13 protein-coding genes and 1 riboswitch are annotated in these 13,524 nt (G+C 70.4%); of the genes, 7 read left to right on the forward strand and 6 right to left on the reverse strand.

Features of this window, described 5'->3' with window-relative positions; all coding sequences use genetic code 11:
* Positions 1-88: 88 nt before the first annotated feature.
* Positions 89-313: a DUF6229 family protein gene (locus BLV01_RS12410; protein ID WP_091799657.1), complete on the reverse strand. Its 225-nt coding sequence runs from the start codon at positions 311-313 to the stop codon at positions 89-91.
* Positions 314-666: 353 nt separating this feature from the next.
* Here BLV01_RS12410 and BLV01_RS12415 point away from each other — a divergent pair, with 353 nt between their 5' ends.
* From BLV01_RS12415 to BLV01_RS12430, 4 genes are all read left to right on the forward strand, one after another.
* Complete coding sequence (locus BLV01_RS12415) at positions 667-1,080, forward strand: hypothetical protein (RefSeq protein WP_091799659.1); 414 nt, start codon at positions 667-669, stop codon at positions 1,078-1,080.
* 178 nt (positions 1,081-1,258) lie between these two features.
* A complete protein-coding gene (locus tag BLV01_RS12420) occupies positions 1,259-2,929 on the forward strand; it encodes an AMP-binding protein (protein ID WP_091799662.1) in 1,671 nt (556 codons plus the stop codon).
* A gap of 59 nt (positions 2,930-2,988) precedes the next feature.
* On the forward strand, positions 2,989-3,711 hold the full coding sequence (locus BLV01_RS12425; RefSeq protein WP_139178653.1) for a GNAT family N-acetyltransferase: 723 nt from the start codon (positions 2,989-2,991) through the stop codon (positions 3,709-3,711).
* A 53-nt stretch (positions 3,712-3,764) separates the two neighbouring features.
* Positions 3,765-5,159, forward strand: coding sequence for an aspartate aminotransferase family protein (locus BLV01_RS12430; RefSeq protein ID WP_091799665.1), 1,395 nt, complete (start codon positions 3,765-3,767; stop codon positions 5,157-5,159).
* Between the two features lie 86 nt (positions 5,160-5,245).
* On the opposite strand, the gene BLV01_RS12435 is transcribed toward BLV01_RS12430, so the two are convergent.
* The 3 genes from BLV01_RS12435 to BLV01_RS12445 all read right to left on the reverse strand — a co-directional run bounded on the left by BLV01_RS12435 (position 5,246) and on the right by BLV01_RS12445 (position 8,535).
* Complete coding sequence (locus tag BLV01_RS12435; RefSeq protein ID WP_091799668.1) at positions 5,246-6,532, reverse strand: iron-containing redox enzyme family protein; 1,287 nt, start codon at positions 6,530-6,532, stop codon at positions 5,246-5,248.
* Positions 6,533-6,899: 367 nt separating this feature from the next.
* A complete protein-coding gene (locus BLV01_RS12440; RefSeq protein ID WP_091799671.1) occupies positions 6,900-7,730 on the reverse strand; it encodes an alpha/beta fold hydrolase in 831 nt (276 codons plus the stop codon).
* Between the two features lie 103 nt (positions 7,731-7,833).
* Entirely contained in the window at positions 7,834-8,535 is a 702-nt protein-coding gene (locus tag BLV01_RS12445) for a pirin family protein (RefSeq protein ID WP_091799674.1), read from the reverse strand.
* Between the two features lie 111 nt (positions 8,536-8,646).
* Between BLV01_RS12445 and BLV01_RS12450 the strand changes: the two genes are divergently transcribed.
* The gene (locus BLV01_RS12450) at positions 8,647-9,567 is read left to right on the forward strand and encodes a LysR family transcriptional regulator (protein WP_091799678.1); all 921 of its coding nucleotides are present in this window, start codon (positions 8,647-8,649) and stop codon (positions 9,565-9,567) included.
* Positions 9,568-9,681: 114 nt separating this feature from the next.
* Positions 9,682-10,254, forward strand: coding sequence for a hypothetical protein (locus BLV01_RS12455; protein WP_139178654.1), 573 nt, complete (start codon positions 9,682-9,684; stop codon positions 10,252-10,254).
* A 117-nt stretch (positions 10,255-10,371) separates the two neighbouring features.
* On the opposite strand, the gene BLV01_RS12460 is transcribed toward BLV01_RS12455, so the two are convergent.
* On the reverse strand, positions 10,372-10,986 hold the full coding sequence (locus BLV01_RS12460) for a response regulator (protein ID WP_175485906.1): 615 nt from the start codon (positions 10,984-10,986) through the stop codon (positions 10,372-10,374).
* A gap of 250 nt (positions 10,987-11,236) precedes the next feature.
* On the opposite strand from BLV01_RS12460, the gene BLV01_RS12465 reads away from it, so the two are divergent.
* Positions 11,237-11,500: a hypothetical protein gene (locus BLV01_RS12465; RefSeq protein ID WP_091799683.1), complete on the forward strand. Its 264-nt coding sequence runs from the start codon at positions 11,237-11,239 to the stop codon at positions 11,498-11,500.
* A gap of 150 nt (positions 11,501-11,650) precedes the next feature.
* On the opposite strand, the gene BLV01_RS12470 is transcribed toward BLV01_RS12465, so the two are convergent.
* Positions 11,651-12,868, reverse strand: coding sequence for a M23 family metallopeptidase (locus BLV01_RS12470; protein ID WP_175485908.1), 1,218 nt, complete (start codon positions 12,866-12,868; stop codon positions 11,651-11,653).
* 378 nt (positions 12,869-13,246) lie between these two features.
* A riboswitch (cobalamin riboswitch) is annotated at positions 13,247-13,467 on the forward strand.
* Positions 13,468-13,524 lie beyond the last annotated feature (57 nt).

Here is a 13,524-nt window from a genome sequence, read left to right on the forward strand (position 1 = left end):
AACGCGGGTTGCGCGCGCGGACGGCGCCACCGCGTTATCGGCGCGCAGCCGCGGCCGAAGCCGGGCTGCGCGTCGCCCGCATGCGGGATCAGCAGCAGAGGCAGCCGCCGGCGTAGCTGCAGCTGGTGCCGCCGAGCGTGCCGCAAGCGCCCAGGGTGGCGCGCATGCCGGTGCCGGTCATCGCGGCTTCCGCCGCGGCCTGGCCTTCGATGAAGAGCGAGCCGGCCGGATTGTCCTGGCCGTCGACACTGTCGGAACCGTTCAACCAGCCAGAGACGACGTCGTCATTCTGTTGCATGGTGCTGTCCTCCATTTCGGGTTCTGTGGATGAAGCGCGAGTCCCTTCCGGCCGCTGCGTGCCTGCAGCGGTCCGATCCGGGTATGGCGTTTGCGGCGCCTGCGGGCTTGGACGATGCGCGAGCCCGGTCGGGCCTGCGCAGATCGGCGCCCCCCGACGCCGCCTGCATACGCTGCGCGCGCGCACGGACCGCCGTCAACTGGCGCGCGCGCCAAACCATCGCCTGAATGCGATGGCCGTCGCAGGCTCTCCACGCACGCTCGTGCATGCCGCTTTGCAGCATCGCGCTAAGCTGGCGCGCGGCGATGCGTGGCCGGATCGCGGGCCGGTTCGCGTTGCGCTCGCAACCCTGCGCGGTGGATACAGGCATGGCGGTTTACGCGATCAAGACCGAAGTCGGCGACACCGCTGCGCGCGCGTTCGCGTTCGCGGCGCAGAAAACCATGTACGACGGCAAGCGCATCGCCGCCGGCGACACGGTCTATCTGTTCGCCAGCGAGAACGCCGGCGGGGCCGGCCTGTTCGCGCGCGGCACCGTGGTCGCGGCCGAGGCGCTGCCGCCGCGGCCGGGCGTGGCCCGGCAGACGCCGCGGGTCAGCGTGCGCATCCGCCGCACCGCGACCGCGCGGCGGCCGCTCGGCCGGGCCGAGCTCAAGCCGCATGCGCAGTGGGACGACGGCCGGCCGCAGACCGAACTCAACTTCAAGTTCTATCGCCAGGCCACCGACAAGATCGTCGGCCTGTCGGATGCGGCGGCGGCGTTCCTCGACGCGCAGTTCTGAGCGCGCGGTGCCGCGTCGTGCTGGCGCGCCGCTCCATACCGCAAGCGCGGTCAAAGAATGGACGGTGCCGGCGCGGGCTTGCGGCCCGGCTGGGCAAGGCGGTCGGGCCGCCTGCGGGCTGCCGGTGGGGCGCGCCGGCTTGCTATCGTGGCCGCTCGCATCCGGAGCGCGCATTCCCATGGATCCAACCCCTTCTTGGTTCGCCAGCTACCCGTCCGACGTGCCCGCGCAGATCGATCCCGACGCGCTGGGCACCATCGCCGACGTGTTGCGCAAGACCGTGGCCGAGTTCGGCGCGCGGCCGGCGTACAGCAACTTCGGCAAGACCCTGAGCTTCGCCGAGCTCGACGCGCTCAGCCGCCGCTTCGCCGCCTACCTGGCCCACGATCTCGCGCTCAAGAAGGGCGACCGGGTCGCGATCATGCTGCCCAACTGCCTGCAGTACCCGGTGGCGCTGTTCGGCGCGCTGCGCGCGGGCCTGGTGGTGGTCAACGTCAACCCGATGTACACCGCGCGCGAGCTGGCCCACCAGATCCACGACAGCGGCGCCAAGGCGCTGGTCGTGGTCGACAACTTCGGCGCCACGGTCGAGGCCGCGGGCGTGGCGAAGCAGCTGACCGGGGTGATCACCACCGGGCTCGGCGACTTGCTCGATTCGCCCAAGCGCGCGCTGTTCAACTTCGCGCTGAAGTACGTCAAGCGGATGGTGCCGGACTACCGCATCGAAGGCGCGGTGCGCTTTCGCGACGCGCTCGCCGCCGGCGCGCGCCACGACTGGCGCGACAGCCACGTCGAGCCGCAGGACCTCGCGTTCCTGCAGTACACCGGCGGCACCACCGGCATCTCCAAGGGCGCGATGCTGACCCACCGCAACATGGTCGCCAACCTGCAGCAGGTCTCGGCCTGGTTCGGCGACAAGATCCGCCCAGGCCAGGAAACCATCGTCACCGCGCTGCCGCTGTACCACGTGTTCGCGCTGACCTGTAACTGCCTGGTGTTCCTCAAGGCCGGCGGCCACAGCCTGCTGATCACCAATCCGCGCGACATGCCCGGCTTCGTCAAGGAACTGCAGAAAACTCCGTTCACCGCGATCACCGGCGTCAACACCTTGTTCAGCGGCCTGCTCAACACGCCGGGCTTCGAGCGCGTGGACTTCTCTCAATTGCGCATGTGCTTCGGCGGCGGTACCGCGGTGCAGCGCGCGGTGGCCGAGCGCTGGAAGCAGGTCACCGGCAAGCCGCTGGTGGAAGGCTACGGCCTGACCGAGAGCTCGCCGGTGGCGGTGGTCAATCCCATCGTCGAGGACATGCAGTTCAACGGCGCGATCGGCGTGCCGATTCCCTCGACCCTGGCCTGCGTGATGAACGAGGCCGGCGAGCGGCTGCCGGTCGGCGAACCGGGCGAGCTGTGCCTGCAGGGGCCGCAGGTGATGAAGGGCTATTGGCGCCAGCCGGAGGAGACCGCGCGCACCGTCGACCGCGACGGCTGGCTGCACACCGGCGACATCGCCCGCATCGACGAACGCGGCTTCATTTTCCTGGTCGACCGCAAGAAGGACATGATCCTGGTGTCGGGCTTCAACGTGTATCCCAACGAAGTCGAGGACGTGATGGCGGCGATGCCCGGCATCCGCGAAGCCGCGGCGGTGGGCGTGCCGAGCGAGAAGTCGGGCGAGGCGGTCAAGCTGGTGGTGGTGCGCTCGGACCCGGCATTGACGGCCGAGCAGATCAAGACGTACGCGCGGGCGAATCTGACCGGGTACAAGGTGCCGCACGTGATCGAGTTCCGCAATGAGTTGCCCAAGAGCAATGTGGGCAAGATCCTGCGGCGGGAGTTGCGCGGGGGCTGAGGCGCGCGGCGGGCGCGGCGTGCACAATGGCGGCCGGTCGCCGACACCGGTATGCGCGCATGTCCATGTTCTCCGCCCTCGTCGAAACCCATTGGCGGCAGGCCTTCGCCGGCGATGCGACGCGTTGGCGCGAGCCGGCGCTGACGGTCACGATCGACATCCGGGCGCATGCCCGGTTCCGCGCGATCTTGTTGGAGACCGGGACCGGTGCGCGCGCGATGCTGGACCCCGCGCTCGCCGACGCGCTGGCCGCGGCGGTTGGCGCGTCGCTGGACCCGGTCGGGTTGCGGCAGGCGCTGGCGCAGGCGGGTGCGCCGTTGTACGGCGCCGATCGTTTGTTCTATTTCCCGTTGCGCGACCAGGCCGGAGTGCTCGCCGAACCGCCCGCGGCCCACGTGCGCGCGCTGGGTCCGGACGATGCCGCGGCGTTCGCGGGGTTCGAATCCGAGGCCAGCGAACAGGACCGCGACGACGCCTACGTCGCGCTCGATCACGACGCTGCGTTCGGCGCCTTCGCCGACGGCCGGCTGGTATGCGCGGCGAGCATGTACCGCTGGGACGAATCCCGGCTGATGGACCTGGGCGTACTGACCCTGGCCGCCCATCGCGGCCGCGGCCACGCCCGCGCGGTGGTGCGGGCGATCGCGCGCCATGCATTGGCGCAGGGCTGGGAGCCGCAGTACCGCTGCCAGCTCGACAATGCGGCGTCCGTGGCATTGGCCGCGGCGGCGGGGCTGTCGGGATACGGACGCTGGGACGTGGCGCCGTCGTCGCCGCAATGACGGGCGCCGACGATGCGATGATGCGGATCCGTCGGCAAACAGGAGAGACGCGAATGAACCGCATCGACGAAACGGGCCATTCGCCCGCGTCGAATCGGGCCGGCGCCACCGACGCGCGCTCCGCGGCCTGGCGCGACGATCGCCGCCACGTGCTGCATTCGTGGTCGGCGCAGGCGCAGATCGATCCGGTGGTGGTCGCCGGCGCGCAGGGTTCGTGGTTCTGGGACGAACACGGGACGCGTTGGCTGGATCTTTCCAGCCAGCTGGTCAACGTCAACCTCGGCCACCAGCATCCGGTCCTGGTCGAGGCGATCCGCGAGCAGGCCGCCAGGCTGTGCACGATCGCGCCGTACCACGCCAATGCGGCCACCGCGCAAGCCGCGCGGATGATCGCCGAGGTCGCGCCGGGCGACCTGGATCGGGTGTTCTTCACCAACGGCGGCGCCGAGGCGGTCGAGAACGCGGTGCGCCTCGCCCGCCAGCACACCGGCCGGCACAAACTGCTGTCGATGTACCGCAGCTACCACGGCGCCACCGCCGGCGCGATCGCGCTGACCGGCGATCCGCGCCGCTGGAACGCCGAGCCCGGCCTGCCCGGGGTGGTGAGGTTCTGGGGGCCGTACGCGTACCGCTCCAGTTTCTACGCGCGCGACGAAGCGCAGGAGGGCGAGCGCGCGCTGGCGCATCTGCAGCAGACCCTGGAGCTGGAAGGGCCGCACACGGTGGCGGCGATCCTGCTCGAGTCGGTGGTCGGCGGCAACGGCATCCTGGTGCCGCCGGACGGCTACCTGCAAGGCGTGCGCGCGCTGTGCGACCGCTACGGCATCGTGATGATCGCCGACGAGGTGATGTCGGGCTTCGGCCGATGCGGCGAGTGGTTCGCGATCGACCGCTGGGGCGTGGTGCCGGACCTGATCACCTTCGCCAAGGGCGTGAACTGCGGCTACGTGCCGCTGGGCGGGGTGATCGTCAGCGAACGCATCGCGCAGGACTACCAGCAGCGGCCGTTCCCCGGCGGGCTGACGTATTCGGGCCATCCGCTGGCCTGCGCGGCGGCGGTGGCCTGCATCGGCGTGTACCGCAACGAGGGCTTGATCGAGCGCGCGCGCCGCATCGGCGATGAGGTCATCGGCCCGGCGTTGGCGGCGATGCGCGAGCGTCATGCCAGCGTCGGCGAGGTGCGCGGCCTGGGCGCGTTCTGGGCGATCGAACTGGTGCGCGACCGCGCGACGCGCGCGCCGCTGGTGCCGTTCAATGCCGCCGGCGCGGCCAATGCGCCGATGGCCGAACTGGTGGCCGCGTGCAAGCGCGGCGGGGTGTGGCCGTTCGCCGCCGGCAACCGGCTGCACATCGTGCCGCCGTTGAACATCGATGAGGCGGATTTGCGCCATGGGCTGGCGGCGATCGACGACGCGTTGGCGGTCGCCGATCGCTACATGGAGGACTGATCGCGCCGGCGTCGCGCGGCGTCGTTGCAGCGAGGCCGGCGAGGCGAGGCCCGCGACCGGCGCGGCGCGCCGGCCGCGGGCGCGGCTCACGCCGCCGCGGCTTTCCTCACCAGTCCGTCGAGGCTGTCGGTGTCGCGCGTGTGCGGCGAGAAGATCGTCGCGAACACTTCGGCGTGGTTGCGGAAGGCCTTGAATTCCAGGGCGTTGCCGCTGGGGTCGGCGAGGAACATGGTCGCGTGTTCGCCGGGCAGTTCGCGCATGCGCACGTGCGGCGGGTCGATGAAGCCGTAGCCGCGGCCTTTGATCCGCTCGGCCAGCGCGCTCCAGTCGCGCCAGTTCAGGTTCATGCCGAAGTGCGGCACTTTCACCGTTTCGCCGTAGAAGGCCGAGCCGAACGCGGTCTCGCCGGTCGGTTCCTGCGGCGCCTGGTGGATCACCAGGTGGTGGCCGTAGAAATCCAGGTCGATCAGGTTGCGGGTCGAACGGCCTTGTTTGGCGCCGAGCACGTCGCAGTAGAACGCGCGCGCCTGCTGCAGGTCGTGCACGCCGATGGCGAGATGGAACTGGGCGATGGACGCTTCGCCGGCGCGGGCCGGATCGGCCTCGCCGCGCGCGTGCGCCTGCGGGTCCGGCGCGGTGGCCGCGGCATGGATATGGCCCCAGAACGACTGCCACGCCGCCATGCTGTCGCGATAGCCGCGTTCCAGGTCGGCCACGGCGCCCGCGTCCATGCCGCCGATCTGCTCGCCGATCAGCGCGCGCAGCTTTTCGCGGTGGGCGATGTCGTGTTCGCCGACGTGCAGGTCCCAGAAGATCCAGTCGATGCGGTCGTAGTGTTCGCGGATGTAGGGATTGCGCACCAGGTGCTCGTGCAGCCGGGCCAGGTAGACTTGGCAGACGCATTCGCCGCCCATGCCGCGCAGGCCGACGCCGTAGGCCGCGCTCGCGCCCGGCGCGACCAGGGCGGCGCGCGCCGCGTCGAGCAGGGCGAGGTTGGCGGCCAGCGGCTGGCGATCGTGCGGCGCGTGCTCGATGCGCAGGCTGGCGAGGAAATCGTCGTAGAGCTGCGGGTGCGCCTGCGCCGCGTCGCCGCTGCCGAGTTCGTCGTACAGGATGTCGGCGAGGAAGCTGCGCATGCGCCCGGGCGGCAGCCGCGCGACCAACAAGGCGATGTCGGCGATGTAGTAATCGGTGAAGCTGCGGTACTGCGCCAGCAGCGAGAACAAGCGCGGCGGGCTGGCGGTTTCCACGAACGCGAACAAGGCGCCGGCGTGGTCGACGGTCTGCCGTTGCAGTTCGTCGGCCAGGGTCCAGAACGTATGCAGGTCGTGGCGCGGGGTCGGGGGCGCCTGGGGCGCGGAAGCGGTCTTCATGGCGATGGTCCGTCCTATCGTCGAGGTGGACTGAAGGACGTCGGCGGCGAGCGCCGACGGCGGTTGCCGCGATGGCGCTCGGTGCTCTTGCGTGCTGCGGCGGGCACGCGGTGCTGCCGCGGTCAATCGATCACGGACCCGCGCGCGCGCCGGTTGCGGCGGTCACGAAAGGGCAGATTGCCGACAATTTCGTGCGAAACGCATATGCGGTTGTGTGGACGAGCGCGGAGTTTTCGCGGGTAGGGCGCGAGGCGCGCCGCAGCCTCGCGGCGTCGTCGGGTGTGCGGCGCCGCGGCCGCGGCTCGCGCCGCTGCTGCACGGGGACGGGCGAAGCCCCTGCGGCGGGCGCCGCAAGGGCTTGGGGCGATCAGGACTTCAGGAAGTCGAGCAGGTCCTGGTTGAGCTTGTCCTTGTGGGTGTCGGTCAGGCCGTGCGGCGCGCCCGGATACACGATCAGCTTGCTGTTCTCGATCCGCTTGGCCGAGGCGCGGCCGGCGGCGTCGATGGGGACGATCTGGTCGTCGTCGCCGTGCACGATCAGGGTCGGCACGTCGAACTTGGCCAGGTCGTCGCGGAAGTCGGTGGCCGAGAACGCGGCGATGGAGTCGTAGGTGCTCTTGTGGCCGCCCCACATGCCCTGCATCCAGAACGAGTCGATCATGCCCTGCGAGGGCTTGGCGCCTTCGCGGTTGAAGCCGAAGAACGGGCCGCTGGCGATGTCCTTGTACAGCTGCGAGCGGTCCTTGATCGAGCCCTCGCGCAGCCCGTCGAACACCTCGATCGGCAGGCCGCCCGGATTGTCGGCGGTCTTGAGCATCAGCGGCGGCACCGCCGAGATCAGGCCCGCCTTCTTGACCCGCGCGGTGCCGTGGCGGCCGATGTAGCGCGCCACTTCGCCGCCGCCGGTGGAAAAGCCGAACAGCGCGGCGCCGCGGATGTCGAGGTGTTCGAGCAACTGCGCCAGGTCGTCGGCGTAGTGGTCCATGTCGTTGCCGTCCCACGGCTGGCTGGAACGGCCGTGGCCGCGGCGGTCGTGGGCGACGACGCGGTAGCCGTGCGCGGCCAGGAAGAACATCTGCGATTCCCAGCTGTCCGAGCTCAGCGGCCAGCCGTGGCTGAAGACGACGGGTTCGCCGTCGCGCGGGCCCCAGTCCTTGTAGTAGAGCTGCACGTCGTCGCGGGTGGTGAAGGTGGCCATGGGGGCTCCGGAGGAATGGGGGGAAACAGGGGTGAGGCGCGCGGGACACGCGCCGCTGCGGACAGCGGCGCGGGTGGCGCGCACGAGCATGCGTCGGCGCGGGTTACGCGGCGGTGTCGACCAGCACGACTTCGGCGTCTTCCAGCGCGGTCACGCGGATGCGCGCCTCGCCGCGGATGGCGGCGCCGTCGCGGGCGTTCGCCGTCGTCCCGTTGACCTCGATCCGGCCCTTGGCCGGAACCAGGTAGCCGTAGCGCTCGCCGTCGAAGTCGTACTCGGCCGATTCGCCGGCGGCCAGGGTCAGGCCGAGCACGCGGGCGTTGGCGCGGATCGGCAGCGCGTCCTCGTCGCCGGCGATGCCGCTGGCCAGGACCACGAAGCGGCCGCTGCGGTCGTCCTTGGGGAAGGGCTTGGCGCCCCAGGTCGGCGCGCCGCCGCGGGCGTCGGGGATGATCCAGATCTGGAAGATGCGGGTGGTGCCCGGCTCCAGGTTGTACTCGGCGTGCTGGATGCCGCTGCCCGCGCTCATGACCTGCACGTCGCCGGCTTCGGTGCGGCCGCGGTTGCCGAGGTTGTCCTGGTGGGTGATCGCGCCGTCGCGGACGTAGGTGATGATCTCCATGTCGGCGTGCGAGTGCGGCGGGAAGCCGGTGTTGGCGGCGATGGTGTCGTCGTTCCAGACCCGCAGCGCGCCCCAGCCCATGCGCGCGGCCTCGTGGTAGCCGGCGAAGGAGAAGTGGTGCTTGGCGTCGAGCCAGCCGTGGTTTTCGCCGCCGAGGCTGGAATAGGGGCGCAGTTCGATCATGTCGGCGTTTCCTTGTGTGTGCGTTCGATGGGGAAACGATAGGCCTGCGCGATCGGGTTTAGAATAGAAACGATAGAAAACCATCGTTTCCAAAAGTGGTGTAATGGCCGCATGATCCGACTCCCCGACCTGGAAGCCTGGGCGATCTTCGCCAAGGTCGCCGAACTGGGCTCCTTCGCCCGCGCGGCGGACGAACTGAGCCTGTCGCAGGCGACCGTGTCCAAGGCCGTCTCGCGCCTGGAAACCCGGCTCAAGACCACCTTGCTGCACCGGACTTCGCGGCGCATCTCGCTGACCGAGAGCGGCCGCGGCGCGCTGGAACGCGCCGCGCGCATCCTGGCCGAGGGCGAGGCGGTGGAGGCCGAGGTCACCGCCCAGGCGCGCAGTCCGCGCGGGCGGGTGCGGCTGGCCGCGCCGATGTCGTTCGGCGTCGCCCACCTGGCGCCGTTGCTGCCGGCGTTCATGGCGCGCTATCCGGAGATCGCGCTGGACATCGACTTCGACGACGGCGTCACCGATCTGGTCGGCGGCGGCTACGACCTGGCCCTGCGCATCTCGTCGCTGGCCGATTCGAGCCTGCTGGCGCGGCGGCTGTGCGGCGTGCGCATCGTGCTGGTGGCGGCGCCGGCGTACCTGTACGCGCGCGGCCGGCCCAGCCACCCGCGCGAGCTTGCCGGGCACAGCGCGCTGGCCTACGCGTATTCGCGCTTCGGCAACGCCTGGCGTTTCCACCACGCGCGCCACGGCGACTTCTCGCTGAGCGTGCCGGCGCCGCTGCGGGTCAACAACGCCGAGGCGCTCAATCCCGCGCTGCTGGCGGGGCTGGGGCTGGCCTTGCAGCCCGAGTTCCTGGTCTGGCGCGAACTGCGCAGCGGCGCGCTGGAAGTGGTGATGCCGGAGTGGGCGCCGCCGCCGATCGCGCTGCACGTGGTGACCCCGCCGGGCCGCGAGCGGCCGGCGCGGGTGCAGGCCTTGATCGAGTACCTGGCGCAGCAGTTCGAACACGCGCCTTGGGCCGATCCGCAAGGGTGAGCGGGTGTGAGCGGCCGGGCGGCGGTTCGCGTTTCGCGTGCGGGCTGCGTCCGTACTCAGACGGAACCGGCCGTTGCGGCCGGGCCGTGCCCACTCAACGCTAAGGAGATGGCGATGTCCGCATTGAAGCGAATCACTGCGATGGCGTTTGTCTTGCTCGCGCTCCAGGCCGCGGCGCCGGCGCGGGCCGCCAGCCTGCAGGTCTGGAACGGCTGGAGTTGGTCCGATTCCGGGACCGTCGATTTCTACGGCCCGGTCGAGTTTTCCTACGTCGGCTCGGGTCAGCGCTGCGACATGCGGATGTCGTTGTCGATCGTAAACGGATCCGCGACCGTCACTTCGGCCTCATTCACCGGTAACGGCAACTGCGATTCGCTCACCGCCCACGCGCTGCCCTGGCGTTTCTCGGCGATTTGGCAATACTCCGGCTCGGTGCCGCCGGTCGTTGCTGCGCCGGTCATGACGCCGCCGTTGTATTCCGTCGACATCGCCGGACTGCGCATCGCGTTCAGCGGCCCGTTCGGCGTCACCTGCCCCAATCCCAGCGGTACCGCGACGATGACGGCGTATCTGGACCACGCGTACCCCGCCAACGGCTTAGTGTTCAGCGCGACGCTGGGGCCTTGCCGGCTGCAGACGCGATCCAGCATGGCGTTGCGGTCCAGCACGCCGGTGAAGGCGATCTGACAGAGCTATAGCGGCAGCGGCGGCCACGGGGCCGCCGCCGTCGCCGCACCTGCGGCGCAACTGCGCCCGTCGCGCGCCGCAAATTCGGCGAGGCGGGCTGGCGCGCGCATCCTGTCGTCACCCCCCACGCGCGACCAACCCATGGTCGATCGCCAACCGCATCAACGCTCCCTCCCCGCGCACGTCCAGCTTGCCCAGCGCGCGCGAGCGCAGCGTGCGCACGGTCGATTCGGCCACGCGCAGGGCCAGCGCGATCTCGTGGTTGCGCCGGCCCTCGACCATCAGCCGGGTCACTTCCAGCTCGCGCGGGCTGAGCCGGTCGAACGGCGAGGATTCGAACAGGATGCGGCCGCCGAGCGAGTCGTCGATGAAGCGCCGCCCGGCCGCGACTTCGCGCAGCGCGCGCACCACCACCGCGGCGTCGCGGCTCTTGGACACGTAGCCCAGCGCGCCGGCGGCGAGCAGACGGCGCGGCATCGGCCCATCGCCGATCACCGACACGATCAGGATGCGCAGCGCCGGATCGTGCAGCAGCAGCCGCTGCACCAGGCCCAGGCCGTCGTCGTCGGGAAGGTTGAAGCCGCACAAGGCCACGTCCGCGGCGGCCTGGCCCAGGCGCTGGACCGCCTCGTGCGGATCGCCGGCTTCGCCGACCACGTCGATGTCGCTGTGCGCGCCGAGGATCCAGCGCAATCCGTGACGGACCAATGGCTGGTCATCGACGATGAACACCCGGATCATTTCCTTATCGCTCCGTAGATGATGCGAGCGAATGTCCAGGCCGTTTCCTAGGTCCGCAACTCGCCCGCGGGCAAAGTGCGGTACGCCGACGCGAACGTCGGCGGATGCCTACGTTACGTAACCGGATGTCTACGCCTGTGTAGACGCATGCCGACGATGAATCGGGGTTTTCCTACATTCATCACGTTTGCCCTTTGTTAGCGTGGCGCCACCCCGCATCGCCGGACCGCATGGAGTGCCGATGTCCACGCTGGTGACGATCTACGAAGTCGTATCCCATGCGCAGCGGTTCTGGCGCCTGCGCATCAACGGTTCGCAGGAGATCGCGTTTCCCAACCGCGACATCGCCCGCGCCGCGGCGCGGGTGCGCGCGCGCCGGCAGAACCAGGACACCGGCGGCCATACCGAGGTGTGGGTGGAGCGCCTGGACGGGCGCATGGACCGCGAAGCGGTGTTCCTCGGCGGCACGGCCGGCGCGATGTGCGCGGAGTGGCGGCGGCAGTGACGCCGCGGGATCGGCGACCCGGCGAGAGCGGCCGCGGCCGAGGCGGCGCCGCGCTCGTTCATGCGATTTAGCTTGCGCGGCCGGCGCTTCGCTGCGGCCGCTGCGGCCCGGCGCCGCCGCTGACGGCGCCGGGCCTGGAATGCCCAGGGATCAGGGCGACAAGGTGAAGGTCTTGCTGTAGGTCGTGCCGTTGTAAGCGACCTCGAAGCGCCAGATGCCCGCCGGGCCGGTCGGCGCGAAACTGCTCCAGGTCCAGTTCCACCACGACGAGGCGTAATGCGGCGCCGGGCCGTTGTGCGTCCAGGAAGCGAACACCGTGCCGTTCGGCCGCAGGATCCGGTACTGGCTCTGCTGGCCGTTGAGCTGGTCGCGATAGAACGCACTGAACGAGGCCTGCTGGCCGTAGCGCAGCGCGGTGTTCTCGTTCGGGCTTTCCGCGTTCGGGCAGGACGCGAAGGCCGGCTGCACGTTGCCGACGATCAGCTTGTTGATCGCCGAGTCGTAGTACGGACGCTGCGCGGCCCAGGCCGAGGCCAGGTTCAGGCCGTTGCACGAGCCGGCGTAAGGATCGATGAGGTTGGCGTTGGCGTCGTAGACCTCGAAGTGCAGGTGCGGCTCGGTGGAACTGCCGGAGCTGCCGACGAGGCCGAGGTATTCGCCTTGCGCCACGCTCGCGCCGACGCCCTTGGCGGTGACCGAACCGTTCTTCATGTGGCCGTACCAGGCGACCGAGCCGTCGGCGTGCTGGACGTAGACCGCGTTCCAGTTGTTGTTGTTGACCGAACAGCTGCGGTCGAAATTGCCGTCGTAGCGGCCGACGATGGTGCCCGCCGCCGCCGCGATCACCTTCACCTGATTGTTGTCCATCTTGTACCAGGAGAACGGCCACAGGTAATAGTCGGTGCCGCGATGGCCGTCGTAGCTGCGCGCGCCGCAGCTGTAGTCGAGGACCTGGCCGCCGCCGGCCTGGTCGACGTAGTTCGAGATCGCGTGATAGCCCGGATCGGCCAGGCCGTTGTTGAGCGCCATCGGCCAGGCGAAACCGCCCAGCGAACGCGCCGAGGCGGATCGCGGCGCGGCGGCGAGCTTGAGCTTGCGCGCGTTGGCGCGGATTTCGTTCCAGGCGCGCTGGCGGAACTGCGGCGACAGATGCTCGCCGTGTTCGGCCACCGCATAAGCGCCGCCGGCGCTGCTGTCGGGCGATGCGCCGCGCACATCGCGCGGTGCGGCGTCGTCGGCCGCCGACGCCGCGGGCGACGAAGCGGCGACCGCCAGGGCCAGGCACAGCGCCGGCGCGCCGCGCAAACGACGGGCGCTGGAATCGTTCGAGGTGAGGTGGTGTTTGGGCATGCGGTTCTTCCTGAGCATGTGGTTCTCCTTGAGCAGGCCGCGACGCGGCGTGGTTCGCGCTGTGGGCCGGCGGCGCGCGCACGAGCGCGACGTCCCTGCATTGCCAGCAATCGGGCCGCCTGAGGCCCTTATACGCGCCTTTGCGCGCAGCCGGGCGCGGCGTCGATCCCGCCGATCGGACGGGCCGCGACGACCGTGCGATGTGTAATTCAGCTGGATGAAAAGGCACTCGCCGAACGCGCGGTCCATCGCGCAGCGGATGCGCGTTCGCCGTGTCGTCGCGCAGCGCGCAGCGATGGTGGCGAGGCGCCGGCCGGCCGGCGCCGACGATGCGGACGAAGGCGACGGCCGGCGACCATACCGCGGCGCAGCTTGTGGCTGTCGCCGCCGAACCACTACACTGCGCGCGCCACAGGTGTCCTGCCGCCCGCTCCAGCGAGCGCGCAGGGTGAAACGGGAAGCCGGTGCGGACGCGAGTCCCATTCCGGCACTGCCCCCGCAACGGTAGGCGAGACGACGCCGGCATCGGCCACTGCGCGAACGCGCGGGAAGGCGCCGGCGGGACGCATCCGCGTCGCTCGCGAGTCCGGAGACCGGCCTGTGGCGGACGCCGATGCGTCGGCTGCGGCATTGCCGCGGCCCGCGATGCGGCGTTCTCCTCGGGCGTTGCGGCG

Origin of the sequence: Lysobacter sp. yr284 (assembly GCF_900107375.1) — a bacterium.
Classification (GTDB): Bacteria; Pseudomonadota; Gammaproteobacteria; order Xanthomonadales; family Xanthomonadaceae; genus Lysobacter.

Bases quoted from the DNA above. Each gene is read 5' to 3' on its own strand.
- BLV01_RS12455 (WP_139178654.1), top strand. From the start codon at position 9,682: ATGTCCGCATTGAAGCGAATCACTGCGATGGCGTTTGTCTTGCTCGCG.
- BLV01_RS12445 (WP_091799674.1), bottom strand. From the start codon at position 8,535: ATGATCGAACTGCGCCCCTATTCCAGCCTCGGCGGCGAAAACCACGGC.
- BLV01_RS12415 (WP_091799659.1), top strand. From the start codon at position 667: ATGGCGGTTTACGCGATCAAGACCGAAGTCGGCGACACCGCTGCGCGC.
- BLV01_RS12450 (WP_091799678.1), top strand. From the start codon at position 8,647: ATGATCCGACTCCCCGACCTGGAAGCCTGGGCGATCTTCGCCAAGGTC.
- BLV01_RS12465 (WP_091799683.1), top strand. From the start codon at position 11,237: ATGTCCACGCTGGTGACGATCTACGAAGTCGTATCCCATGCGCAGCGG.
- BLV01_RS12410 (WP_091799657.1), bottom strand. From the start codon at position 313: ATGGAGGACAGCACCATGCAACAGAATGACGACGTCGTCTCTGGCTGG.
- BLV01_RS12420 (WP_091799662.1), top strand. From the start codon at position 1,259: ATGGATCCAACCCCTTCTTGGTTCGCCAGCTACCCGTCCGACGTGCCC.
- BLV01_RS12435 (WP_091799668.1), bottom strand. From the start codon at position 6,532: ATGAAGACCGCTTCCGCGCCCCAGGCGCCCCCGACCCCGCGCCACGAC.
- BLV01_RS12430 (WP_091799665.1), top strand. From the start codon at position 3,765: ATGAACCGCATCGACGAAACGGGCCATTCGCCCGCGTCGAATCGGGCC.
- BLV01_RS12440 (WP_091799671.1), bottom strand. From the start codon at position 7,730: ATGGCCACCTTCACCACCCGCGACGACGTGCAGCTCTACTACAAGGAC.
- BLV01_RS12425 (WP_139178653.1), top strand. From the start codon at position 2,989: ATGTCCATGTTCTCCGCCCTCGTCGAAACCCATTGGCGGCAGGCCTTC.
- BLV01_RS12470 (WP_175485908.1), bottom strand. From the start codon at position 12,868: ATGCTCAGGAAGAACCGCATGCCCAAACACCACCTCACCTCGAACGAT.